Genomic DNA, 23,056 nt, shown 5'->3' with positions numbered 1-23,056 from the left:
ATCCGAACATATCTACGAATACCCTAGCAAGCGGCAGCGACAATCAGCGTGCGCGGCGCGCTTTCGCTTCTGCTTCCGCCCATGCCCGCTGGGCAGGCGTCAGGGATGAACTGCCCGGTCCCGTGGTGGCCACGGCAGCGCCGCTCCCGGCCCGCCACGCATGGGTGATGGCCAGCGCCAGCGCATCGGCTGCGTCGGCGGGACGCGGCGGAGCGTCAAGGCGGAGGATCTTGGTCACCAGTTTGGTCACGGCGTCCTTGTTCGAGGACCCGCTTCCGGTCACCGCGGCTTTGACTTCCGACGGCGTGTGCAGCGCCACCGGGATTCCCCGGCGGGCCGCCGCGGCGATGACCACACCTGACGCCTGGGCGACGCCCATCACCGTGCTGACGTTGAGCTGCGAAAAGACGCGTTCGACGGCGAGGACCTGCGGTTCGTAGCGGTCCAGCCACTCGTCGATGGCCGTGGCGATCACCAGCAGGCGCCGGTCAAGGGTCTCGTCCGGCGATGTGCCCACCACCCCTACCGCCACCATGCTGGCCCGGCGGTTGCGCTCAACATCCACCACGCCGATGCCGCAACGGGTGAGGCCGGGATCAACGCCAAGGACGCGGAGCGTCACTTGTGCTCCGCCCCGGCCCGGAACCCCGGCTTCAACTCCTGCGGACTAGCAGGCAAGGCGGGACGTCACTCGGATTCCAGGGCGGCCTGGACTTCGTCGCTGAGGTCGGCGTTGCTGTAGACGTTCTGCACGTCGTCGAGTTCCTCCAGGGCGTCTGCCAGCTTCAGGAACTTCCGGGCGCCGTCGACATCGAGTTCCACCTGCATGGAGGGAACGAACTCAACTTCATCCGTGTCGTATTCAATGCCGGCTTCCGCCAGCGCTTCACGGATGGCCTGGAGGTCGCCCGGTTCCGAGTGGATCTCGAAGGTCTCGCCGTTGTCCTTGACTTCCTCCGCGCCCGCATCCAGGACGGCCATCAGGACGTCGTCCTCGCTCAGGCCGTTCTTGGGCAGGTTCACCACGCCCTTGCGGGTGAAGAGGTAGCTGACCGAACCTGGGTCGGCGATGGTTCCGCCGTTGCGGGAGATGGCGAGGCGGACTTCGGAGGCGGCCCGGTTTTTGTTGTCGGTGAGGCACTCGATCAGCAGGGCGGAGCCCTGGGGGCCCCTGGCCTCGTACATGATTTCGGCGTAGTCCACCACTTCGCCGGTGAGGCCGGCGCCGCGCTTGATGGCGCGGTCGATGTTGTCGTTGGGGACCGAGGTCTTCTTGGCCTTGGTTACGGCAAGTTCCAGGCCGGGGTTGCCGGCGAGGTCCGGTCCGCCCATGCGGGCGGCAACTTCGATGTTCTTGATCAGCTTGGCGAACGACTTTGCGCGGCGGCTGTCAATGATCGCCTTTTTGTGCTTGGTCGTTGCCCATTTGGAGTGGCCTGACATGCTTTACGCTTCTCCTCTGATCATGCGGATAAAAAGTTCGTGTACGCGTTTCTCGCCGGTCACTTCCGGGTGGAAGGAGGTGGCCAGCAGCTGGCCGGAACGCACTGCGACAATTCTAGCCGCCCCGGGGAGCGGTACGGCGTGCGACGCCTGACCGGGTTCTGCCGGTTCCACCTGCGCGAGGACCTCCACGTCCGGGCCCACCCGCTCCACCCAGGGGCCGCGGATGAAGACGGCGTGCACTGGTTCCACGCCTGATTCGGTGGCGCTGAAGTCAAGTCCCTTGAAGTCCAGGTCGGTTTCGAAGGATTCGCGCTGCCGGCCGAAGGCATTGCGCCGGACGGTGATGTCCAGGCCGCCGAACGTTTGCTGGGGGGCGCCGGACAGGTCGGTGGCCGGATCTGCGATGTCCGCCGCAAGCAGGATCATTCCCGCGCAGGAACCATAGACGGGGAGCCCCTCGGCGATGTACTTGCGCAGCGGGTCGGCCAGGTCGAAGGCCCGCGCCAGTTTATCGATGGCGGTGGATTCGCCGCCGGGAATGATGAGGCCGTCCAGGCCGTCCAGCTCCTCCGGGCGGCGGACGGCAACGCCCTGCGCGCCGGTGGCTTCCGCGGCACGCAGGTGTTCGCGGAAGTCTCCCTGCAGGGCCAGGACACCAATCCGCAGGCCTGAGCCCACGCGCGCAGGATCAGCAGAAGAGGGATTTGTCATCCCTCCAGCATACGGTCCCGGCCCTCCGGCTGCTGCCGCACCTGGGCCGCGGGCAAAGGTTGCATGCCGCTGCTGGGATATATTCGAAACATGGTCTTCTTCAGTGTTCCGCTCGGCAAGCTGGTCCGCAGGGTATCCCGGCTGCGGGGCGGCGGCTCCGCACTTCCGGGCCTGGTGGTCGAGAAAATCGACCCCGGCTTCATGCGGCGGACGCTCACCACCCTGCCCCACGGCGTGGCCGTGGTCAGCGGCACCAACGGAAAGACCACCACCACCAAAATGGTGGTCGAACTGCTGGAAAGCCAGGGCCTGAAGGTCTTCACCAACCGGACCGGCAGCAACTTCACGCGGGGGGTGGCGGCCGCACTCCTGGGCGAGGTGGACTGGCGCGGCAGGCTGGACGCGGACGTTGCCGTCCTGGAACTTGACGAGGCCCACGCCGTCCATTTCGTGAACAGCGTTCCGCCCCGCTACTGCCTGCTGCTCAACGTGCTCCGCGACCAACTGGACCGCTTTGGCGAGATCGACAAAACGGCACAGCTCCTGCAGCACATCGCGGCGAAGACCACCGGAACGGTGGTCCTGAACCGTGAGGACCCGCGGGTTGCCAGGATCGCCGACACGCTCACTGGACAGGAAGTCAGGTACTTCGGCCTGGACGATTCCTTGCTGGGCACCTTTCCGAACGACGACGACATGCGCGCCGCTCCCGGCAGCCCCGCTCCGGCGGGCCTGCCCGCAAAGCCGCAGGCCGACGTCGTCCTCCGCAAGGTGGGCGCTGACAGCGCCGAGTTTGAGTACGACGGCGGTACGGTCACCACGGCGATGAAGCTGCGCGGCGTCTACAACATCTTCAATGCAGCCGCTGCCCTCACGCTGGCCCGCAGCATTTGCGGTGGCGGCGCCGCCACCGCGAACCACGAGACCCTGCTGCAGGCGCTGTCGCAGGTGGCGCCCGCCTTCGGCCGCGGCGAAAGCCTGACCGTGGACGGCCTGCCCCTGGACCTGGTGCTGGTCAAGAACCCCAGCGGTTTCCGGCTGGGGCTGAAGTCCTTCCCCGCCGGCGGCTACGCCACCATGATCGCCATCAACGACAACTACGCCGATGGCCGGGACATGTCCTGGCTGTGGGACGTGGAATTCGATTCGCTCCGCGAGGGCGGGGTGGAGCTGCTGACCGGGTCCCGGGCCTACGACATGGCGCTGCGGCTGCAATACGACGAAGTCCCCGTTGGCGCTGTGGATACCGACATTCCCGACGCCCTTGCCGCCTTCATCCGGGAAGGGCGCGGCAAACCCAAGCGGATTTTCTGCACCTACACCGCCATGCTTGCCATCCGCCGCGAGCTGTCCAAAATCACCACCGTGGAGGTTGTCTCGTGAGTCCGGCAGAAGCAGCGGAAGCTGGCCACCAGTCCAAGGGCACCCTCCGCGTGGTCCAGCTGTACCCGCGCGACATGAACATCTATGGCGACTGGGGCAACGCGCTGGTCCTGCAGCGCCGGATCCAGTGGCACGGGTACACCCCCGAACTGCTCGAGTACAACGTGGGCGATCCCTTCCCTGACGGCGTGGACATCATTGTGGGCGGCGGTGGCCAGGACAGCGGGCAGCTGGTGATCCAGGACGACCTGCAGGCCCGCGCCGGCCAACTCAAGGAACTGGCCGAGGACGGCGCGCCCATGCTGGTCATCTGCGGCCTTTACCAGCTCTTCGGGCGGTTCTTCAAGACCCGCACGGGCGCCGTCATCCCGGGTATCGGCGTACTCGACGTGGAAACCCACGGCACCGATGAGCGCCTGATCGGCAACGTCAAGGTGTCAACCACGGAGTTCGGCGACGTCCTCGGCTACGAAAACCACAGCGGCCAGACAACCCTGGGCAGCGGGGTTCGGCCGCTTGGGGCCGTGGCCAAGGGAACGGGAAACAACAGCAATGACGGCCATGAGGGGGCACGGTACCGGAACATCGTTGCCAGCTACCTGCACGGCTCGCTGCTTCCCAAGAACCCTGCCATCGCCGACTTCCTCATCCGTACAGCTGCGGAGCGCAAGTTCGGCAGCTTCTCCCCCGGCACCCCGGACGACACTTACGCAGTCCTGGCACGGGAGCACGCCGCGCGCCGGCCCCGCTGAGCCCTGCCGGCAGGATCAGCGCCACTGGAAGTACTCCCGGTGGATGTTGAGCCTTCGGACACCCGCTGCCCGAAAGGCTTTGCGGAACTGCCGCAACATGGCGTCCGGACCACCCATGAATACCGACAGCAGGCGTGGCTCGGTGCCCACCGCGGCCAGGACCATGTCCGGGGTCAGCCGTCCGTCCCTTTCGGTGTCAACCAGGTGGACCGTAAGCCGCGGCTGGTTCCCGGCGATGGCGGTGATTTCATCGGCAAAAGGCGACGGGCCCGCCGAGGTGACGAAGAAGTGGACATCTTCGTGCAGCCCGCCGGCCGGCCCTTCGTCCAGTGACCGCAACCAGCTCAGGAAGGGAGTGATCCCCACCCCGCCGGCGATCCAGACCTGGTGGGCAGTGCCCTTGTTCCGGTCAAAACGGCCGTAGGGGCCGCCGACTACAGCAGGCATGCCGGGCTGGACCACGTCGGGAAGCCTTGTGGTGTGGTCCCCGAGTGCCTTGACCGTGATGCTGATCCCACCCTCCCCTGCTGGACCCGAAATGGAAAAGGGGTGCCGCTGCCAGCCTTGGGCTGTTTCGAGGTAAACCATGGCGAACTGGCCGGGTTTGAACGCCAGCGGGCGGCCCAGGGGACGTAGTGCAACCTCCACCAAGTCCGCCGCAACCGGACGGACCCCTGCAACCTGGTAGTCGTGATGGGGCAGGAAACGGCGCGCCAGCAGCTCCCGGTAAACGTAGAACGCCAGGCCCGTTCCGCCGATGGCCACGTAGCTCCACCTCAGGACGGGCGCAGCCTCAAACGCACTGGCATCGAGCAGCCCGTGCAGGAAGCCGGCGGCCACGAACAGGCCGGTGAGGCGGTGAAAGCCGCGCCAGCGCTCATAGCCACCCAGCAACCGCGCCGCCAGGCGGACCCCCTTTGCCTGCAGCGCGGCAACGACCACGCGGCGGACCGGCGCCGGAAGCATGGTCCGCCAGCGTGGCAGCACCGCCCACACCACCAGCGCGGCAAGGCCGGAAATGGCCGCCACTGCCAGCGTCTTTCCCACGCTGGTTGCCTCCGGGTTGGACGCAAGTTCGATGTGCGGCAGCAACAGGACGGTTGCCGTGACGGCAGCCCTGCGGTGCCAGATGGCGGCGTGGTCAATGCCGCCAAACACCGGCTCAACGTGCGGGAGGGTACTGACCAGGACCAGGGCGATCGAGTACAGCAGCACCGACTCCCCGCCGAACAGCTGGCCCACATGCCTGAGGACGGGTTCACCCTGCGGCCGCGCCACATACCAAAAGATGCCGTATGCCACCACCAGGACCACGACAGCGCCCGGTCCCACCCACCGGGACGGTACTCCCAGGAAAGCAGCTGCCGGCGTCGTGCCTTGCTTGCTCATGGACCAGGGCCCCTTCGTCGCTGCCGTACCGTGCGCGTTCCATGCAGTGCGCGCAGAATGCGGCCCGGACCGGACCCCATAGCGGCAATTGTAGGGATGTCGTCTGGGAGCCAGCACCATTTCCTTCGTTGAGAACCGCGCCCTGCTGTGAAAGGTTTACCCCATGACCAACCCCCTCCTTGCCGCCAGTCCCCTGCCCTACGGCCTTCCACCTTTCGAGGGCCTCGCAGCAGGCCAGTACGGCGCCGCCATCGAAGCAGGACTGGCTGAGCACCTGAGTGAGATCCAGGCCATCACCAGCAACGCCGAACCGGCCACGTTCGACAACACGGCACTCGCCATGGAGCGCTCCGGGCAACTCCTCAACAGGGCCGCGGCGGCGTTTTATACCGTGGTGTCGGCGGATGCGTCCGCCGAGATCCGGAAACTTGAAACGGAGCTCTCGCCGCGCTTCCCGGCCCATCAGGACGAGGTGTTCCTCAACAGGGTCCTATATGAGCGGTTTGCGGCCATTGATACGGGTGGCCTGGATCCCGAGTCGGCCCGCCTGGTGGAGGAATACCTCAAGGAGTTCCGCCAGTCCGGCATCCAGCTCGATGCACCGGGCCAGGAGCGGCTGCGTGCCATCAACGCCGAGCTGGCCCGGTTGGGTACTGAGTTCGGCCAGCGGGCCAAGGAAGGGATGAAGTCCGCGGCGCTGCTGCTGGAGGACGCGGCCGACCTGGCCGGCCTGACGGCAGACGACGTCGCCAGTGCCGGGGAAGCTGCACGCGCCGCCGGGCATGACGGCAAATACCTGCTCACCCTGGTCCAGCCCGGCAACCAGCCGGCACTGGCGGCGCTCGAGAACCGGGACGTCCGCCGTCGCCTGTTTGAAGCATCAGTGGCCAGGGGCAGTGGCGGCGGCAGCCTGGATGTCCTGGACCTGGCCAGGGAGATGGCGGGGCTGCGGGCCGAGAAGGCCCAACTGCTGGGTTTCGCCAACTACGCGGAACTTGTGGCCGACCGGCAGACGGCGCCGGACTTCGAGGCAGTCCGGACAATGCTGAGCCGGATGGCGCCGGCGGCCGTGCGCAATGCCGACGCCGAGGCGGCAGCCCTGGCCGACGTCGCCGGGCATCCGCTGGAAGCATGGGACTGGGCTTACTTTTCGGCAAAGGTGCGGCGGGAGAAGTACGACGTCGACGAACAGGCCCTGCGTCCCTTTTTTGAACTGGACCGGGTCATCACGGACGGAGTGTTCTTTGCAGCCACTGCCCTCTATGGGGTTACCTTCCACGAGCGGCCCGACCTCAAGGCCTATCACCCGGACGTTCGCATCTGGGAGGTCCGCGACGGGGACGGAACCGGCCTGGGGCTGTTCCTGGGCGACTACTATGCACGCGAGTCCAAGCGCGGCGGAGCGTGGATGAACTCGCTCGTGGACCAGGCTTCGCTGCTGGGCACCCGGCCCGTGGTGACCAATACGCTCAACATCTCCAAGCCGCCCGCGGGTGAACCAACCCTCCTCACCTTGGACGAGCTGCGCACGCTTTTCCACGAGTTCGGCCATGCACTGCACGGCTTGTTCTCCAATGTCACCTATCCGCGCTTTTCCGGTACTGCGGTGCCCCGGGACTTTGTGGAGTATCCGTCGCAGGTGAACGAGATGTGGATCATGTGGCCGGAGGTGCTGTCCAACTACGCACGCCACCACATCACCAGTGAGCCACTGCCGCAGGGCGTTGTGGACCGGCTGGAGGAGTCCCGGCTCTGGGGTGAAGGGTTTGCCACCACGGAGTACCTGGGCGCAGCCCTCCTGGATCTCGCCTGGCACACGCTGGAGCCGGGCGACGTTCCCGACGATGCCCTGGAGTTTGAGGCAAAGGCGCTGGCCGCGGCAGGGATTGCCCACCCGCTGATCCCACCCCGCTACCGCACGGGCTACTTCCAGCACATCTTCGCCGGGGCCGGCTACGCGGCGGGCTACTATTCCTACATCTGGAGCGAGGTCCTGGACGCGGAAACCGTGGACTGGTTCAAGGAAAACGGCGGCCTGTCCCCCGCCAACGGGGAACGCTTCCGGCAGGAGCTGCTCAGCCGCGGCAACAGCCGGGACCCCCTGGAATCCTTCCGCATCCTGAGGGGCCGCGAAGCCAGGTTGGACCCCCTGCTAAAGCGCCGCGGCCTCGAGTAAAACCCCATCGATTGCTGAGTAAACGTCGTTTTGAGGCCCGAAAACGACAGGTACGGAGCAATCGATTTAAAAGAACGACGCCGGTCCCCCACCAAGAAGGTGAGGAACCGGCGTCGTGGTCAAGTCAGTGAAGCCAAAACCGAAGCGCCGGACGGTGCGGTCCGGCAGCGTGCGTAAAAGGGGCCCCGCGCCCCGACCAGCGACAAAGCCGCCAACGGGGCGCGGGGAATAGCACGCAGAGGATCGCGCCGTCCGGCGCGTCACAGAAGGCGGAAATTACCAGCCGCGCTCAGCGAGACGGTGCGGCTGGGGGATCTCATCGACGTTGATGCCCACCATGGCTTCGCCCAGCCCGCGGGAGGCCTTGGCGATGACGTCGGGGTCGTCGAAGAAGGTGGTGGCCTTAACGACGGCGGCGGCACGCTGGGCGGGGTTGCCGGACTTGAAGATGCCGGAACCGACGAACACGCCGTCGGCGCCGAGCTGCATCATCATGGCCGCGTCAGAGGGGGTCGCGATGCCGCCAGCGGTGAAGAGCACCACGGGGAGCTTGCCGGCCGCGGCGACTTCCTTGACCAGTTCGTACGGGGCCTGAAGTTCCTTGGCCGCGACGTAGAGCTCGTCCTCGGGCAGCGCGGCAAGCTTGGCGATCTCGGAGCGGATCTTGCGCATGTGGCCGGTGGCGTTGGAGACATCGCCGGTGCCGGCTTCGCCCTTGGAGCGGATCATGGCAGCGCCCTCGTTGATGCGGCGCAGGGCCTCACCAAGGTTGGTGGCACCACAGACGAAGGGAACCTTGAAGTTCCACTTGTCGATGTGGTTGACGTAGTCGGCCGGGGTGAGGACCTCGGACTCGTCGATGTAGTCAACGCCGAGGGACTGCAGGACCTGGGCCTCGACGAAGTGGCCGATGCGGGCCTTGGCCATGACCGGGATGGACACGGCGTCGATGATCTGGTCGATCATGTCGGGATCGGACATGCGGGACACGCCGCCCTGGGCGCGGATATCGGCCGGAACACGCTCCAGCGCCATGACCGCCACGGCACCGGCGTCTTCGGCGATGCGGGCCTGCTCGACGTTGACGACGTCCATGATGACGCCGCCCTTGAGCATCTCGGCCATGCCACGCTTCACGCGGCTGCTGCCCGTGACGCTGTTCGCGGACGAACCGGCCTCGTTGCTTACATCAGGTGTAGACACAAAAACCCCTATGGGTAGACAGATGATCTTCGCCGGGCATGCGGCGGCAGCTGCCGGAGGTGCACGCACGGGTTGCCGGGTCGCTTGACCGGGCACTTATATACTAGACCCCCGCCGCGCGGCAGGCTTAATCATGCTTAATCAGCGGGCGTTGGCTCCGCAAGGGCCTGCCGGCGCACCGAAAGCACGCGCTGCACCACGGTGACCAGGCTCGCCGCTGCCAGGAGGACAAGGGTGGCCAGGAGCACCACCGTCGGCAGCCCCAGTCCGGTCAGGCCGGTGATCACCAGCACCGAGACCAGGCGTTCGGCCCGCTCAGCGATCCCGACGTTGGCGGTGAACCCGAGCGATTCTGCCTTGGCGCGGGCGTATGAGACAACCATGCCCAGGACCAGGCACAGCAGGGCGCAGACGGCGATGGCGGTGTCGTTTCCACCCGTGAAGAACCACACGGATACGCCGGCGAAGAGGGCGCCGTCGGCGATGCGGTCCAGGGTGGAATCGAGGAAGTTCCCCCAACGGCTCTTTACATCCTGCATCCGGGCCATGATGCCGTCCAGGACATCGGAAAAGATGAATGCGGTAATGAAGACGGTTCCCCAGAAGAGCTGGCCCAGGGGGTAGAAGATGAGGGCTCCCGCGGCAACCCCGGCGGTTCCAAGGATGGTCACCGCATCCGGGGAGACACCGATCCTGAGTAGCCAGCGGGCCAACGGGGTAAACAGTGCGGTGAAGAAGCCGCGGGCATGCCTATTCAGCATCCGACTCCCCGGGCCAGGCGTCAGCCACCTGCTGCCGGACCTCATCAAGGGTCTGGGTGATGGCTTTGGTCTGGGCGATGATGGGGAAGAAGTTACCGTCCCCGCCCCAGCGCGGCACAATGTGCTGGTGCAGGTGGGCGGAGATTCCTGCACCGCCCACCACACCCTGGTTCATGCCCAGGTTAAAGCCGCCGGGATTGGACACCTTCCGCAGGACCCGCATGGCCGTCTGGGTCAGCTCGGCGAACTCTGCTGTTTCTTCAACAGTGAGGTCTGTGTAGTCCGGAATGTGCCGGTAGGGGCAGACCAGCAGGTGGCCCGGGTTGTAGGGGAACAGGTTCAGCACCACGTAGCAGGTCCGTCCGCGGTGGACGATGAGCGCCTCTTCGTCAGTGCGGCCGGGGCCGACGCAGAACGGGCAGTCATTCTCGTTCTTGAACTGGTGCTGCCCGCCCTTGATGTAGGCCATGCGGTGCGGAGTCCACAGGCGCTGGAAGGCGTCCGGGACACCGGCGAGGGCAAAGTCGTCGGTAACGCCGGCATCGCCTGGATATCCTGCGCCTGTGTTCTCCTGCACTGTGCTGCTTCCGTTCGGCTAGCTGGTCCGGTTGCGGACGGCTTCGGTGATTCGCTTGACCGCTTCCGCCACGGGCACGCCGTTGTCCTGGCTTCCGTCGCGGAAGCGGAACGAAACAGCACCGGCCTCTGCGTCGTCGCCGCCGGCGATCAGCACGAACGGGATCTTGTCCTTGCTGGCGGTGCGGATCTTCTTGGGGAAGCGGTCCGAGGACGTATCCACCTCGGCACGGATGCCCGCCGCCTTAAGCTGGCCAACGACGTCGAACATGTAATCGTTGAACGCCTCCGCGACGGGGATGCCCACCACCTGTACCGGAGCCAGCCATGCGGGGAACGCGCCGGCGTAGTGCTCGGTGAGGACGCCCATGAAGCGTTCCACCGATCCGAAGAGCGCGCGGTGGATCATGACCGGACGCTGCCGGCTGCCATCGGCGGCCTGGAATTCCAGCTCGAAGCGTTCCGGCAGGTTGAAGTCCAGCTGGATGGTGGACATCTGCCAGGTACGGCCCAGGGCGTCCTTGGCCTGCACGGAAATCTTGGGACCGTAGAAGGCGGCTCCGCCCGGATCGGGCACCAGTTCCAGCCCTGACTCTTGGGCTACTTCGGAGAGGGTCCTGGTGGCTTCCTCCCAGGTGGCGTCGTCGCCGACGTACTTCTCGGGGTCCTTGGTGGACAGCTCGAGGTAGAAGTCGTTCAGCCCGTAGTCCTTGAGCAGGTCCAGGACGAAGTTCAGGGTCTTGGTGAGTTCGTCCTTCATCTGCTCACGGGTGCAGTAGATGTGGGCGTCGTCCTGCGTCATCCCCCGGACCCGGGTGAGGCCGTGCACTACGCCGGATTTCTCGTACCGGTAGACGGAACCAAATTCGAACAGCCGCAGGGGCAGTTCACGGTAGGACCGGCCGCGGGCGCGGAAGATGAGGTTGTGCATGGGGCAGTTCATCGGCTTCAGGTAGTAGTCCTGGCCGGGCTTGCGCACGGTGCCGTCCTCGTTGAGTTCGGCGTCCACGTGCATGGCGGGGAACATGCCGTCCTTGTACCAGTCAAGGTGTCCCGAGACCTCGTACAGGTGGCCCTTGGTGATGTGCGGGGTGTAGACAAACTCGTAGCCGGCCTCGACGTGGCGTTGGCGCGAGTAGTCCTCCATCTCCTTGCGGATGATGCCGCCCTTGGGGTGGAAGACGGGCAGGCCGGAACCCAGCTCGTCCGGGAAGGAGAACAGGTCCAGCTCGGAGCCCAGCTTGCGGTGGTCGCGGCGCTCGGCCTCGGCAATGCGCTCCTGGTAGGCCTTCAGGGCTTCCTTGGTGGGCCAGGCGGTTCCGTAGATGCGCTGCAGCTGCTGGTTTTTCTGGTTGCCCAACCAGTAGGCCGACGACGAGCGGGTCAGGGCGAAGGCGTTGGAGATGAGCTTGGTGTTGGGCAGGTGCGGGCCACGGCAGAGGTCGCACCAGACGGTGGTGCCTTCCTTGCGCTCCACATTGTCGTAGATGGTGATGTCGCCGGCGCCGACCTCAACGTTCACGCCTTCCCCGGCTTCGGCGGCATCGTTCTTCTTGCCCAGCAGCTCAAGCTTGTAGGGCTCGTTCTTCATGGCTTCGCGGGCCTCGTCCTCGCTGACCACTCGGCGGACGAACTTCTGGTTCTGGTTGATGATCTTCTGCATCATCTTTTCGAGGGTCTTGAGGTCCTCGGGGGTGAACGGTTCGGCAACATCGAAGTCGAAGTAGAAACCGTCGGTGATGTAGGGTCCGATGCCGAGTTTGGCGTCGGGGCGCAGCTGCTGCACAGCCTGGGCCATCACGTGGGCGGTGGAATGGCGCAGGACATTCAGGCCGTCGGCCGAATCAATGGTGACGGCTTCCACCTCTGCGCCTTCGGGAAGTTCCTGGTCCAAGTCCTTCAGCTCGCCGTTGACGCGGGCAACAACAACGTCACGGCGCTCAAAGAAGAGTTCCGCACCGGTGGTCCCGGTAGTCACCTTGGTCTCTTCGCCATCGACGAGAAGGGTGATCTGCTGGGCATCTGACACGGGTGTCTCCTATTCAAAGTTAAGGCTTCATAGCTTGTGGCATACGGGGACCACAGCCAGCCACCGTCAATGCTATCGGTTCAGGTAAGGGCCGACCAACGCGGCACACGGGGGCAGGGGAACAGCAGTCACCCGTTGAAACCGGTGATCGCGAGCGTCCTGCTGATGCCGTCCAGGGGATGCGGACCATCCCCGGAGGCCTCCGGGCTGAACACCGGCGTGGACTCCCGGGGGAACTCCGGGAAGGGCAGGCTCTCCGTCCGGGCCAGGTCCCACGCCATGCTCGCACTGATGCTGATGCCCCGCGGACCAGTCCTTCGGGTGGTCCCGCGGATCAGCAGCAGGCGGGTTCCAAACAGGAGCGGCCCGGCGCTTTCCTGGGCCTCGTGGAAGAAGACCGAATCCACGCAGCCGGTGCCGTCGTCGATGCTGATGAACACCACCCTCCTGCCGCCGCGCATGGGAGGAGTCTGGGTGGCCACCCGCACCCCTGCCACCAGCACTTCGGTCCCGTTGCGCAGGTTGAGGAGCTTATCGGCGGTGGTGACACCGAGCCTTTCCAGCAGGGGCCGGTGGCTGTCCATCAGATGGGTGCTGACATCGATGGCCATGAGGTCAAGTTCCGCCCTGACATTCTCCACCACTGTTGGAGCGGGAAGTCCAGGTTTGATATTGCGCAGTTCAACGTCACCCAAGGGGAGGGACAACTGCCCCTCCAGGACCTCCACGCCTTTCCGCGCGCCATGGGCTGATTGAAGCTGCTGCAAATGGTGCACCAGGTCCGCGCGGTTGGCAGGGCCTCCGGCTTCGCGGTGCAGGGAATCAAAAGCACCCAACTGCGCAAGGCGCCTGATGCTTGGTTTACTGAGCCGCGAGCGCGCCCGGAGATCCGCCAGTGAATCGTAAGGCTGTCCGACGACGATCCGCTTCAGTTCTGCAGCAGACAGGCCGTAGATCCCGTTCAGGCTGAGCCGGATTCCCAGCTTCCCTGAGTCCTTTCCTGATTCAATCCATTCCACCCGGTATTCGGCTTTGCTCCGGTTGATGTCCAGGGGAAGGATGGGAATGCCCAGCCGGCGCGCTTCGGCCACCAGCAGCCGTTTGGGGTACATACCGGGGTCGTGCTCCCAAAGGCCTGCAAGGAAGGCTTCGGGGTGGTGTGTCTTGAGCCAGGCGGACTGGTAGGTGGGGACGGCGAAAGCCGCACCGTGGGCTTTGCAGAAACCGAAGCTGGCAAAGGACTTCAACGTCCCCCAGACCTTGTCCACCACCTCAGGGGTGTATCCCTTGGCTTTGGCGTGGCGCCGGAAGTACTCCTCCACCTGCGCTTCTCCGGCCTCGCTGCTGAGCGCCCGGCGGAACTCGTCGGCTTTGGCCAGACCGCAGCCGGTCATGACGTGAAGGGTTTTCAGGATTTGCTCGTGGAAGACGGTGACCCCATGGGTTTCCTGCAGCACCGGTTTGAGGTCCGGGTGCGGGTAGCTCTCAGGGGCGAACCCATGCCGGTGTTCCAGGAAGGGGCGGACCATGTCCGACTTCATCGGTCCCGGGCGGAAGAGTGAAATATCGATGATGAGGTCGTTGAACTCCCGCGGCGCCATCTTGCCGATCAGTTCCCGCTGTCCGGGGGATTCGATCTGGAAGCAGCCAAGGGTGTGCGTGCTTCTGATCAGCTCATAGGTTGCTTCGTCGTCAAGGGGGACGGCGTTGAGGTCTATCTGGCCATTGGCGGCAATGTAATCCGGGCCGGAACCTTCCGGACCAGCCGGGTGGTTCCCTGCCTTGACCACTTCTTCTTTGGAGGGGTGGATCCTGATGATTTCCCTGACCGCAAAAGCCATGGCGCTTTGCATGCGGACACCCAGGACATCGAGTTTGAGCATGCCCATGGAGTCCATGTCATGTTTATCGAACTGGCTCATGGGCAGGCCCAGCCCACTTGGCTGTACCGGTGTACGGTCCAGGAGGGTGGCATCACCCAGGATGACGCCGCAGGGGTGCATGGAAATGTGGCGGGGCAGCCGGTCGAGCCGTTCGGTCAGGTCCACCAGCAGGTCCAGTTGCTGGTTTCCATGTGCGTCGCGTTGCTCTACCCGTCCGGCAAACTCGCGCAGTTCAGGTTTTTCCTGCAGCGCTTCGCGGAATTTCCGCGCCGAGAACCGCCACAACTGTTTGGCGATCTCCCCCACCTCGCCGTCGTCCATGCCCAGCGCCAGCCCGGCGTCGCGCACTGCACCACGGGCACGGTACCCGTTCTGCATGCTCATCAGGGTGACCCGTTCAGAGCCGAAGCGTTCGAAGATCCGGCGGTAGACGTTATGGCGCTCAGCGCTTTCGACGTCGATATCGATGTCTGGAAGGGTGGCGCGGTCATTGGAGAGAAAACGTTCGAAAATGAGGTCGTGCTGGAGGGGATTCACATGGCTGACGTCGATCAGGTAATTGACCAGGCTGGACGCTCCGGACCCCCTGGCTGCCGCCCTGACCCCCATGTCCTGGATCATTCGGGATACCTCCGCAACGGTCAGGAAGTAGGAGGAGAAGCCCAGATTGTTGATAATCCCCAACTCATGGTCCAGGCGGGCCAGCATGTCCTTCTCCGCTTTGCCGCCGATTCCCGGGAACCGCCTGCCGATTCCCGCATGGCAGCGCTGGATGAGTTCAGCGTGCGGATCCTGGGTGATGCCGATAACGGATGCTTCGGGCACCACTGGCTGTTTCCATCCCATGTCTGTAGTGGGGTCAATCCGGCAGAGATCGGCGAGCGCTTCTGTCTGTGCCATCAGCTGCTTGAGGTCTGCGGCACCATAACCGGCGGCGGAAATGATTTCCTTGCCAAGCGCCAGCATTTGCCCAGGGGTTTTCAGCCACCCCTGGCCGGTGGGTTGCAGCAGTGGTTCCCCTGCCAGTTCGGGCAGGGACTTCAATGTCCGGGCAGAATCCAGGACATCAGCGGTTGGTGCTCCGTCCGCAGCGCAGTACCTCACCGCATTGGCCAGGACAGCCGGCACCTGGTGTTCCTCGGCGAGCCTGAGCATGCGCACAGCGTGCGCCGTGCTCAATGGGGTACCCGGTGCGCTGAGCTGGGAGACGATTTCCGCCACCACGGTTCCGGCGGGCATTGCGTCCAGCCACTGCTTGAACAGGGTCCGGGGCCGCAGGTAGCGCCGTCCGCCCATGGCACGGCCCACATCTGAATCAGGGCCGAGCAGTATGGTGAGCACCGGCTTAAGGGTTTGGGGGTCCAGGGTGCGGGAAGCCAGTTCGGCGCGGGTGACAGCAACGGGTACCGCTCCGCCGGCTTTCCCCGAGGTCCTGGCGTGGGCGTCGGAAACCAGCCGGCACAGCGCACGGTATCCGGCACCGTTGTTTTGGCCTCGGGCCAGCACCACCACCCTGCCTGCTACCTGCGTTCGGTGGTCGCCGTCGTCGTCGAATACTGCAAGGTCCACCCCCACGATGGGGTCGATGCCTGCAGCCATGCAGGCCTTGAGGTGCTTGATGGTGCCGTACAGGCCGTCCCGGTCGGTGCAGGCAAGGGCCGTGGCGCCGTCGGCAGCGGCAGCCATGGCCAGTTCCTCTGGCCATGAAACGCCGTAATGGGCGCTGAACGCCGTGGAAACGTGAAGGTGGGTAAAGCCCATGCTGGTCTGGTCAGGCAGTTCTGTGGCGGAGGGCGTCATGGATCCGCAGCAGCCGCCAACGGTTGCTGCGGATCTGGCGCGTCAGGTCAAGGGTGAGGGGTTCTGCGCCGGCCGGTTCTACCGGCGCTGCGGGACGGGAGGCCATCCGGGCCGGCAGGACCTGGACGCGCCAGATTTCGTGGTCCACTACGCCCTGTCCGCTTCCCAGCGGGGCCCTGCTGTCCTCCGCCCACCATTGCCGGCGTTCGTACCACCGGACTGGTTCGGCGCAGACGGTGTAGGACGCCCCTGCCCATATCAGCGATTCCGGCTGTCCGGCAGCGGAGCACACCACGTCAACGGACTCGCTGAACATGCCCATGCGCACCTCCCTACCGATACTCCCCATTGCAGGAATTCGAATATGTGTTCGAATAAAGCCAGTCTACGCCGGGTTGGCAGCAAAACATAGGCGGGGGTGGACGGGGCGTGCGGCAGGGAGCAGGATGTTGGCATGAGTACCGATGACGCACTCCTGAAGCAGGCCAGCATCAAGACCCAGGACTCCACCCTGGTTGCCACGTTCGATATCGACGGCACCATACCGGTTTCCGGCGCCTACGTGGTGGGGTTGATGGGAGCCTCGCCGGATTATTCGGCACAGCGCCGGCTGTGCATTGAGTTCATGAACGGGGAGGCCATTGCCTGCTACTCGTTCAACCGGGACCAGGGAATCGAAGAGGATTACGACCTGTCCGGAGTTTCCCATTCAGGGAACAGCATCACCGGCAGCTTTCCCCTGACGGCCTTGAACGGACTCGGGCAGGGGCATGTCCTGTCCGCCTTCAGCGAGGCGGACGGACGGGAGTTCCAGCACGGGGTGCCGGTGGAGGAAGCGCCCTAAGCTTCCTCAGCTGTTTTCTTTATGGATCCGCAGTTCAAGTTCAATGAACGCGGAGATCATGGCCCGGTAGGTTGACTCCACGATGTCCGGGTCAATGTCTTTTTTCTCGGCAGCGGCCCGCACGTGTTCAATGATCCGCTCCACCCGGCCGGGGGCACGCACCTCTGCGTCATCACCCTTCAGCGTGCCGGCGATCCTGATCAGCCGTTCACGGCGGGCGATGAGGGTGACAATCTGCTCATCCACCTCGTCAACAGCAACCCGGACGGCAGCGAGCTGTTCCCTGTCGGCCCGGGCATCCCTATCGTTTCCTTGAATTGTCGCCATCATCTGACAGTATCGAAGCATGGAGCCCAGAGTCGACTTTATCTCCCTCGGTGTCCGCAGTGTTGAGGCCTCGCGAGCCTTCTACGTTGACGGCCTTGGCTGGCCCGTCCACCGCGAGGTTGCCGGGGAAGTCCTGTTCATCCAGGTGAACCACGGGCTTGTGCTCTCCCTCTGGGACATCCACCAGATGCAGGCCGAAGCCGGTACCAGCCCTCCCGCCGGCGTCCCCGGCATCACGCTCAGCCACAACCTCGGAAGCCCGCAGGAAGTGGACAGCGTCATGGAGCAGGCAGCTGCGGCGGGTGCTGCCATCGTTGCCGAGCCCGTCACCAAGGCGTGGGGCGGCTATACAGGGTATTTTGCCGACCCTGACGGGTTCCGCTGGGAAGTGGCGTACAACCCCACCTGGGCAGTGGACGACGCCGGCAGGGTCACCGTCTGACGTGCAGCAGCCTTGGCGGCAGCTGCTAGAACAGGGCTTCCACCGGGCGGATCAGTTCAGGGCCGTTGTTGCGGACATTGCCTACTTCCTTGCCCACGGATTCGACCTGCCAGTCGGCGGCGGCGTCCTTGACCCCCGACCTCACCAGGTCCACGAGTCCGGCGGCATCATCCGCCCGGGGGTCCAGCCAGGCCTCCGTCGTGGCCTTGTCCATGGGCAGCGGCACCCTGTCATGCAGCTCGGTCAGTTTCCCGAAGATCGTGGATTCAGTCCCGGGCGGAGGCGTGTCGGCCGTGAGGATCGAGGTGGACAGCAGCCAGCGTCCCGGCTCCCCCTCCGGCACGGACGGGTCCTTCCACCACTCATAGAGGCCGGCGAAGACCAGCCCCCGGTCCGCACTCGGGTGCACGTAGTAGGGCTGCTTCGACTTCCCGGGACCTTGCTTCCATTCGTAGTAGCCGTCGGCCGGGACGGCACAGCGGCGGGACTGCACAGCCTTCCGGAAGGCCGGCTTTTCCAGCACCGATTCGCTCCGGGCATTGATCATCCGTGAACCGATCCCGGGATCCTTTGCCCAGGACGGGACCAGGCCCCAGCGCGCCACGTGCAGCTGGCGCACCTGCCGTGGCGCGGCAACGTCCTCCACCAGCCGCTCCAGCACGATGGGGACGGCGTCAGTGGGTGCCACGTTCCACGACGGCGGGATGCTCACCTCTTCTTCCAGTTCGGCGTCGAACTCAGCCAGGAGGTCCCCCACGGCACGTGCCATTACGTAGCGTCCACACATGGCACCAGCTTGCCACCGCGCGCCACAAACTGTCATCCAGGCGCCTCAACAGCCACCCGGCACCGGGGAATACCGGCGGCCACGCTACGGTTGACAGTAAGGAAACCTTTCAAGCGACGTTTAGGAGATCCCTGTGGACTTCACTCCCGAATCCGGCACCATCACCATGTTTTCCACCACCTGGTGCGGCTACTGCAACCGGCTGAAGAAGCAGCTGGACGCACAGGGCATCGGCTACACCGAAATCAACATCGAAGAGGTGGACGGCACGGCCGAACTCGTGGAGCAGCTCAATGGGGGCAACCGCACAGTCCCCACCGTCCTCTTCCCCGACGGCACCGCCGCCACCAACCCGTCCGCCGCCGAGGTCAAGAGCCGCCTGGCTGCCTGACCGGCCGCACCGCGCAACTGATGCGGGTCATGCCCCCAGGCTGCTGAAGGAAGCAGTTTCCAGGGTGGCATGGCCCGCATACGTTTTAAGGAGGGCCTGCTCGACGGCGGCGACGTCCAGGCCGGGCACCAGGTCGTTGGCGGCGCCGGCGGTGGCAGGATCCCAGTCCAGGCCCAGCGCCGCGTAGCTGTCGGTGAGAACCTTGCGGATCGGGGCGGAGTCCTCCACCACGATCACCGAGCTGAAGAGCCAGCCGCCGGAGACCACCCTCTGGGCAGTGCCCACCAGTTTCACCTTCCGGGAGCTGTCCGCCGGATCTGTTCCATGGACGCTGAATTCGCCGGGACAGTATTCACCGGGGATTTCGCCCACGGCCGCCTGCACCCCGACGCTCCGCAGTGCCTGCGCAAACAGCTCGCCAAAGTAGCCGAACCGGGCCTTGGACCCGGCCACGGCATCCGTGTCCGGTTCGATGTGGTCCACCACCAGCGTGCCCCGGTGGTAGGCGGCAGCGCGTCCGCCCGCCCTCCGGACCAAGGGTTCGAAGCCGTTCTCCCGGCAGGCCTGGGCTGCGGCCTCGAAGCCGGGCAGCCGGGTGTCCCGCTGCCCGAACGCCACGGTGGGTGCGGGCCGGTAGAGCCGCAGGGTGGGACCGATGGCGCCGTTCCTTGCCCTTGCCAGCAGCTCCAGGCCGAACTCGAGGTCGCGGCCCGCGCCCAGCGACACGTCCTGCCGCACCACGGTGAGCGTGCTGGATCCGGTACCGGTGTGGTGCATGTTGCAAAGCTCCCTGTTTTCAGTGACGGCAGGTTTCAGCGCCGGCAGGCTTACGTGGCGGCGGGTTCACAGCCCGCGGACGGGCAGGCCACCCTTAGGGTACGCCCGACGGCGGCAGCCGCCTTAACGCCCCCGGCGCCCCACCCACAGGGCGTGCAGCAGCGGCACGGCCGATGCGGTCATCAGCACATTGCCCAGCACGAGGTCGTCAGGGCGGACAACAGCCCCTGCGAGCAGCACGGCACCAAAGACCAGGGCGGACGCTGAGCGGCGGACGGCCCGGTCCAGCCGTGCAGCCTGGCGCTCCAGCCGCGGGACCGCAACCTGCAGCGACCCTTCCTCCAGCCTGCCGGCCAGGGCATCCAGCCGGCCGGGAAGGCGGAAGGCAACACCGGCGGCGTCGATGGCCTGCCGGGCTACGTCCTGCACCACGTTGCCCCGCTCGTTCCGCAGCAGCTGCGCGGCGTAGGGCTCCACCGAATCCCAAAGGTTGAAACGCTCGTCCAGGGCGCTGCAAACCCCGGATGTCAGGGACATGGCACGGATGATCAGGAGGAAGTTCTCCGGCAGCTGGAACGGCAGCGACCGGACCACGTCACCGAACTCCACTGCAAAATCACGGAACTCGCGCGGGTCCACCTCGCGCAGCTCGGCAAAGCCCATGCCGCCGAACCGGGCAAAGAGCTGCGTCATGGCACGCTCCAGGCCCGCGCTGTCGGCCGATGGCATCAGGACGCCCACATCGTTGATGGCGGCCACCAGGCCCTTCCCGTCCCGGGCGGCGGCCGCAATCAGCAGTTTCCGCAGGCCGCTGCGCGTGGAGGCTGTTACCTCGCCCATCATGCCGAAGTCGATGAACGTCAGCTTCCAGGGCAGTCCCCCGCTGCCTGGGGCGGCCGGAGTGACGAAGATGTTCCCCGGATGGGGGTCGGCATGGAAGAAGCCGTTGGTAAAGAGCTGGTCGAACATGATGGCCGCGAACACCGGTGCAACCGCGGCGGGATCAATGCCGGCGGCACGGAGCGCCCGGACGTCAGTGATCTTGATGGCCGTGACATCCTCCAGGGTGAGAACACGGCGGGTGGTCCGTTCCCACACCACGCCCGGGACTTCCACGCGGCCGTCGCCGGCGAAATCCGCAGCGAAGCGCTCGGCATTGAGTGCCTCGTGCAGGTAGTCGATTTCCAGCAGGCTGATTTGCGCGAATTCCTCAACCAGCGCCGGCATGTCGGCGCGGCGGGAAACGAGCCGGATGTGGCTGAGCCAGCCGGCAACCCTGCGCAGGGCGGCAAGGTCGACGTCGACAATCCCGCCGATGCCCGGACGCTGGACTTTCAGGACCACGGCGTCCAGTCCGGTGTCCCCGGCGTCAAAGGCATTCAGGCGTCCCCGGTGGGCCTGGCCCAGGGAAGCGGCGGCTATGGGCGTGGGGTCCAGGGCGGCGAAGACGCGCTCCAGGGGCGTTCCCAGCTCCCGGGCGGCCAGGGCGGAGATGGCCGGGAAGTCGACGGGCGGCACCTCATCCTGCAGCCCCTCCAGCTCTTTGGTGATCTCCGGCGGAAGGACATCGAGCCGGGAGGACAGGAACTGGCCCACCTTGATCATGAGGCCGCCGAGCTCCACGGCCAGGTCATGGAACCGCTGGGCAAAGCGCTGCATCCGCCGTGAACGCGTCCGGGCGGCCACCCGGGCAAGTCCTATGCGCGGCAGGAACAGTTCGAACCACCACGTGGCGGCCAGGTTCCATGCGGCGAAGCGCAGGATCCGCCGGTAGCGCCCGCGGTGCTCCCGCAGGGGCAGCGGGGCATCGGCCCTGTCCTGGACCGTGGACGCCACCCGGTTCAGTCCTGGGCGAGGATGGCGTACAGGCGGCGGCGGGCCTCGTCCAGCACCGCTGCTGCCTGGTGCACCTGCTCCTGGGACCCCGTACGGCCCACCATCGCGGCGGCCTGGGCCAGCTCGATCCCGGCCTTGGGGAGGGACGCAAAGCCACCGGCCGCCGTGGCCGCCGGATCCCATGGCGCAGCGCCATGGTGCGCCGCCACTTCCTCCCGGCCGGCCTCGGTCAGCGAGTAGATTTTGCGGCCGTTCGATTCCTCGGCGGTGATCGATCCTTCGTCCGCCAGCAGCTGCAGTGTGGGGTAGACCGAACCTGCGCTCGGCTTCCAGCTGCCGCCGCTGCGCTCCTCGATCTCACGGATGATCTGGTAGCCGTGCATGGGCCGCTCAGCCAGCAAGGCCAGTACCGCCGTCCGCACCTCACCTTTCCCGGCGCGGGTTCCCGCCCGCTTTTCAAACCGGGAACGCAGCTCCTCGACGGCTTGCCACATGCCGTCCAGGTTGTTCCCGCCGAAGCCGCCAGCAGGGTATGAAGCACGCATGATGAACTCCTTCGTCAATCGCGAACGATATACAACGATACTCAGCGATACATGCCCGCACCAGAGTCGCATGGGGTGAGGATTCGCGCAGGGTCGGGACTGGTTGCAGCGTCAGGACTTGCGCAGGGTCAGGACTTTCGGAGGGTCAGGATCTGTTCAGCCCGGCCGAACGGTCCCTGCCAGTCGTGCAGCACGGTGGAGGTCAGCCCGATGCCGTCGCTGCCGAACGACACCGCGTTGTCCAGCCCCAGCCATTCCCCCCGGGGCCTGCGGTACATGTGGATCTGCAGGTCCAGGTTGGGAAACGCGTAGCTGCCCTTCCCCGGCGGAACCCGGGCGGCGATGCCGTTGGCCGTGTCCACCAGGCCCATGAGCCGCGCCAGGTCGCCGCTGTCGGCGCGGTCGGTCAGTGGGTGCTCCGTGCGCAGCCACACTTTGCCGGCCCCGGGGCGGTGCCCCTCGGCCACCCTCATCTCAAGGGAGCGGATGTAGCCACCGGGCCAGACGGCGGCGCCGTCGTACGGCTTGCACTCATCCGGCCCCGGAATCGCTGCATCCTCGACGGCGGCAACTTCAGCGGTGTCACTGGTCAGCATGCGCCACCCGGCCGCGCGGATGGCGGTGCGGCCGCCGGCCACCAGTTCCGCCTGCACCAGTTCGATGGTCCTGCCGGGCCGCAGCGTGGTGGTCTCGATCCGGAACTCCCCGCCCGGAATCAGTCCAAGGATCTCGTAGCTGATGCGGGCCATCCGCATGTCTTCCCGCGGCTGGTGCCGTTCAAGGACATCTGCCATGAGGCCCGACGCCGGGGCCATGTGCTGTTCGTGGACGTTCCAGGCGCCCTGCGCGTGGATGGTGGAGCGGAACCGTCCGCCGCCCAGGTCCTGGTAGTAGAAATTGCCTTCGGCGAGTTCAGGCATGTCTGCAGTCAAGGCTGGCCCCTTACGGAAATTCAGTGAATTGCCACTAACTCTATCCCCCGCCCACACGGCACGGCG

22 protein-coding genes are annotated in these 23,056 nt (G+C 65.7%); 6 read left to right on the top strand and 16 right to left on the bottom strand.

Features of this window, described 5'->3' with window-relative positions:
* Nucleotides 1-43 precede the first annotated feature (43 nt).
* The 3 genes from ruvC to pdxT all read right to left on the bottom strand — a co-directional run bounded on the left by ruvC (nucleotide 44) and on the right by pdxT (nucleotide 2,157).
* The gene (gene ruvC, locus ACR65J_RS08270; RefSeq protein ID WP_440167705.1) at nucleotides 44-622 is read right to left on the bottom strand and encodes a crossover junction endodeoxyribonuclease RuvC; all 579 of its coding nucleotides are present in this window, start codon (nucleotides 620-622) and stop codon (nucleotides 44-46) included.
* A gap of 65 nt (nucleotides 623-687) precedes the next feature.
* The gene (locus ACR65J_RS08265) at nucleotides 688-1,443 is read right to left on the bottom strand and encodes a YebC/PmpR family DNA-binding transcriptional regulator (protein WP_440167703.1); all 756 of its coding nucleotides are present in this window, start codon (nucleotides 1,441-1,443) and stop codon (nucleotides 688-690) included.
* Between the two features lie 3 nt (nucleotides 1,444-1,446).
* Complete coding sequence (pdxT, locus tag ACR65J_RS08260) at nucleotides 1,447-2,157, bottom strand: pyridoxal 5'-phosphate synthase glutaminase subunit PdxT (RefSeq protein ID WP_440167701.1); 711 nt, start codon at nucleotides 2,155-2,157, stop codon at nucleotides 1,447-1,449.
* A gap of 90 nt (nucleotides 2,158-2,247) precedes the next feature.
* Here pdxT and ACR65J_RS08255 point away from each other — a divergent pair, with 90 nt between their 5' ends.
* Nucleotides 2,248-3,540 (top strand): MurT ligase domain-containing protein, encoded by a 1,293-nt coding sequence (locus tag ACR65J_RS08255; protein ID WP_440167700.1) that lies wholly within the window; start codon nucleotides 2,248-2,250, stop codon nucleotides 3,538-3,540.
* Nucleotides 3,537-4,292, top strand: coding sequence for a type 1 glutamine amidotransferase (locus tag ACR65J_RS08250; protein WP_440167698.1), 756 nt, complete (start codon nucleotides 3,537-3,539; stop codon nucleotides 4,290-4,292). Before ACR65J_RS08255 ends, ACR65J_RS08250 begins: the two co-directional genes overlap by 4 nt.
* A gap of 15 nt (nucleotides 4,293-4,307) precedes the next feature.
* Here the strand turns inward: ACR65J_RS08250 and ACR65J_RS08245 are convergent, their stop codons facing one another.
* Nucleotides 4,308-5,681, bottom strand: coding sequence for a ferredoxin reductase family protein (locus tag ACR65J_RS08245; RefSeq protein ID WP_440167696.1), 1,374 nt, complete (start codon nucleotides 5,679-5,681; stop codon nucleotides 4,308-4,310).
* A 163-nt stretch (nucleotides 5,682-5,844) separates the two neighbouring features.
* On the opposite strand from ACR65J_RS08245, the gene ACR65J_RS08240 reads away from it, so the two are divergent.
* Nucleotides 5,845-7,857, top strand: a complete 2,013-nt coding sequence (locus tag ACR65J_RS08240; protein ID WP_440167694.1) for a M3 family metallopeptidase — start codon at nucleotides 5,845-5,847, stop codon at nucleotides 7,855-7,857.
* A 276-nt stretch (nucleotides 7,858-8,133) separates the two neighbouring features.
* On the opposite strand, the gene pdxS is transcribed toward ACR65J_RS08240, so the two are convergent.
* The 6 genes from pdxS to ACR65J_RS08210 form a co-directional block, all read right to left on the bottom strand.
* Entirely contained in the window at nucleotides 8,134-9,060 is a 927-nt protein-coding gene (pdxS, locus tag ACR65J_RS08235) for a pyridoxal 5'-phosphate synthase lyase subunit PdxS (protein WP_440167692.1), read from the bottom strand.
* 137 nt (nucleotides 9,061-9,197) lie between these two features.
* Entirely contained in the window at nucleotides 9,198-9,821 is a 624-nt protein-coding gene (gene pgsA / locus ACR65J_RS08230; RefSeq protein WP_440167691.1) for a phosphatidylinositol phosphate synthase, read from the bottom strand.
* On the bottom strand, nucleotides 9,811-10,398 hold the full coding sequence (locus tag ACR65J_RS08225) for an HIT family protein (protein ID WP_440167689.1): 588 nt from the start codon (nucleotides 10,396-10,398) through the stop codon (nucleotides 9,811-9,813). The genes pgsA and ACR65J_RS08225 overlap by 11 nt, the downstream gene beginning before the upstream one ends.
* An 18-nt stretch (nucleotides 10,399-10,416) precedes the next feature.
* Nucleotides 10,417-12,426: a threonine--tRNA ligase gene (gene thrS, locus ACR65J_RS08220; RefSeq protein ID WP_440167687.1), complete on the bottom strand. Its 2,010-nt coding sequence runs from the start codon at nucleotides 12,424-12,426 to the stop codon at nucleotides 10,417-10,419.
* 128 nt (nucleotides 12,427-12,554) lie between these two features.
* Nucleotides 12,555-16,070: a DNA polymerase III subunit alpha gene (locus ACR65J_RS08215; RefSeq protein ID WP_440168009.1), complete on the bottom strand. Its 3,516-nt coding sequence runs from the start codon at nucleotides 16,068-16,070 to the stop codon at nucleotides 12,555-12,557.
* Nucleotides 16,071-16,080: 10 nt separating this feature from the next.
* A complete protein-coding gene (locus ACR65J_RS08210) occupies nucleotides 16,081-16,431 on the bottom strand; it encodes a DUF6504 family protein (RefSeq protein WP_440167686.1) in 351 nt (116 codons plus the stop codon).
* A gap of 132 nt (nucleotides 16,432-16,563) precedes the next feature.
* On the opposite strand from ACR65J_RS08210, the gene ACR65J_RS08205 reads away from it, so the two are divergent.
* Nucleotides 16,564-16,953 (top strand): hypothetical protein, encoded by a 390-nt coding sequence (locus ACR65J_RS08205; RefSeq protein WP_440167684.1) that lies wholly within the window; start codon nucleotides 16,564-16,566, stop codon nucleotides 16,951-16,953.
* 6 nt (nucleotides 16,954-16,959) lie between these two features.
* On the opposite strand, the gene ACR65J_RS08200 is transcribed toward ACR65J_RS08205, so the two are convergent.
* Nucleotides 16,960-17,283, bottom strand: a complete 324-nt coding sequence (locus ACR65J_RS08200) for a chorismate mutase (RefSeq protein ID WP_159631877.1) — start codon at nucleotides 17,281-17,283, stop codon at nucleotides 16,960-16,962.
* Between the two features lie 16 nt (nucleotides 17,284-17,299).
* Between ACR65J_RS08200 and ACR65J_RS08195 the strand changes: the two genes are divergently transcribed.
* On the top strand, nucleotides 17,300-17,722 hold the full coding sequence (locus tag ACR65J_RS08195) for a VOC family protein (RefSeq protein WP_440167682.1): 423 nt from the start codon (nucleotides 17,300-17,302) through the stop codon (nucleotides 17,720-17,722).
* Nucleotides 17,723-17,747: 25 nt separating this feature from the next.
* Here ACR65J_RS08195 and ACR65J_RS08190 read toward each other — a convergent pair whose 3' ends face one another.
* Entirely contained in the window at nucleotides 17,748-18,509 is a 762-nt protein-coding gene (locus tag ACR65J_RS08190) for an SOS response-associated peptidase (protein WP_440167680.1), read from the bottom strand.
* Nucleotides 18,510-18,642: 133 nt separating this feature from the next.
* Between ACR65J_RS08190 and ACR65J_RS08185 the strand changes: the two genes are divergently transcribed.
* The gene (locus ACR65J_RS08185; RefSeq protein WP_141941622.1) at nucleotides 18,643-18,900 is read left to right on the top strand and encodes a mycoredoxin; all 258 of its coding nucleotides are present in this window, start codon (nucleotides 18,643-18,645) and stop codon (nucleotides 18,898-18,900) included.
* A 27-nt stretch (nucleotides 18,901-18,927) separates the two neighbouring features.
* Here the strand turns inward: ACR65J_RS08185 and ACR65J_RS08180 are convergent, their stop codons facing one another.
* From ACR65J_RS08180 to ACR65J_RS08165, 4 genes are all read right to left on the bottom strand, one after another.
* Complete coding sequence (locus ACR65J_RS08180) at nucleotides 18,928-19,677, bottom strand: lipoate--protein ligase family protein (protein ID WP_440167679.1); 750 nt, start codon at nucleotides 19,675-19,677, stop codon at nucleotides 18,928-18,930.
* A 123-nt stretch (nucleotides 19,678-19,800) separates the two neighbouring features.
* On the bottom strand, nucleotides 19,801-21,513 hold the full coding sequence (locus ACR65J_RS08175; RefSeq protein WP_440167677.1) for an ABC1 kinase family protein: 1,713 nt from the start codon (nucleotides 21,511-21,513) through the stop codon (nucleotides 19,801-19,803).
* A gap of 5 nt (nucleotides 21,514-21,518) precedes the next feature.
* Entirely contained in the window at nucleotides 21,519-22,058 is a 540-nt protein-coding gene (locus tag ACR65J_RS08170) for a PadR family transcriptional regulator (RefSeq protein WP_440167675.1), read from the bottom strand.
* A 128-nt stretch (nucleotides 22,059-22,186) separates the two neighbouring features.
* Entirely contained in the window at nucleotides 22,187-22,990 is an 804-nt protein-coding gene (locus tag ACR65J_RS08165; RefSeq protein WP_440167673.1) for a thioesterase family protein, read from the bottom strand.
* Nucleotides 22,991-23,056 lie beyond the last annotated feature (66 nt).

This window comes from Arthrobacter sp. SAFR-044, from assembly GCF_059414985.1.
The sequence above is the reverse complement of the archived record's forward strand: the minus strand, read 5'-3'. Positions and strand labels throughout refer to the sequence as shown.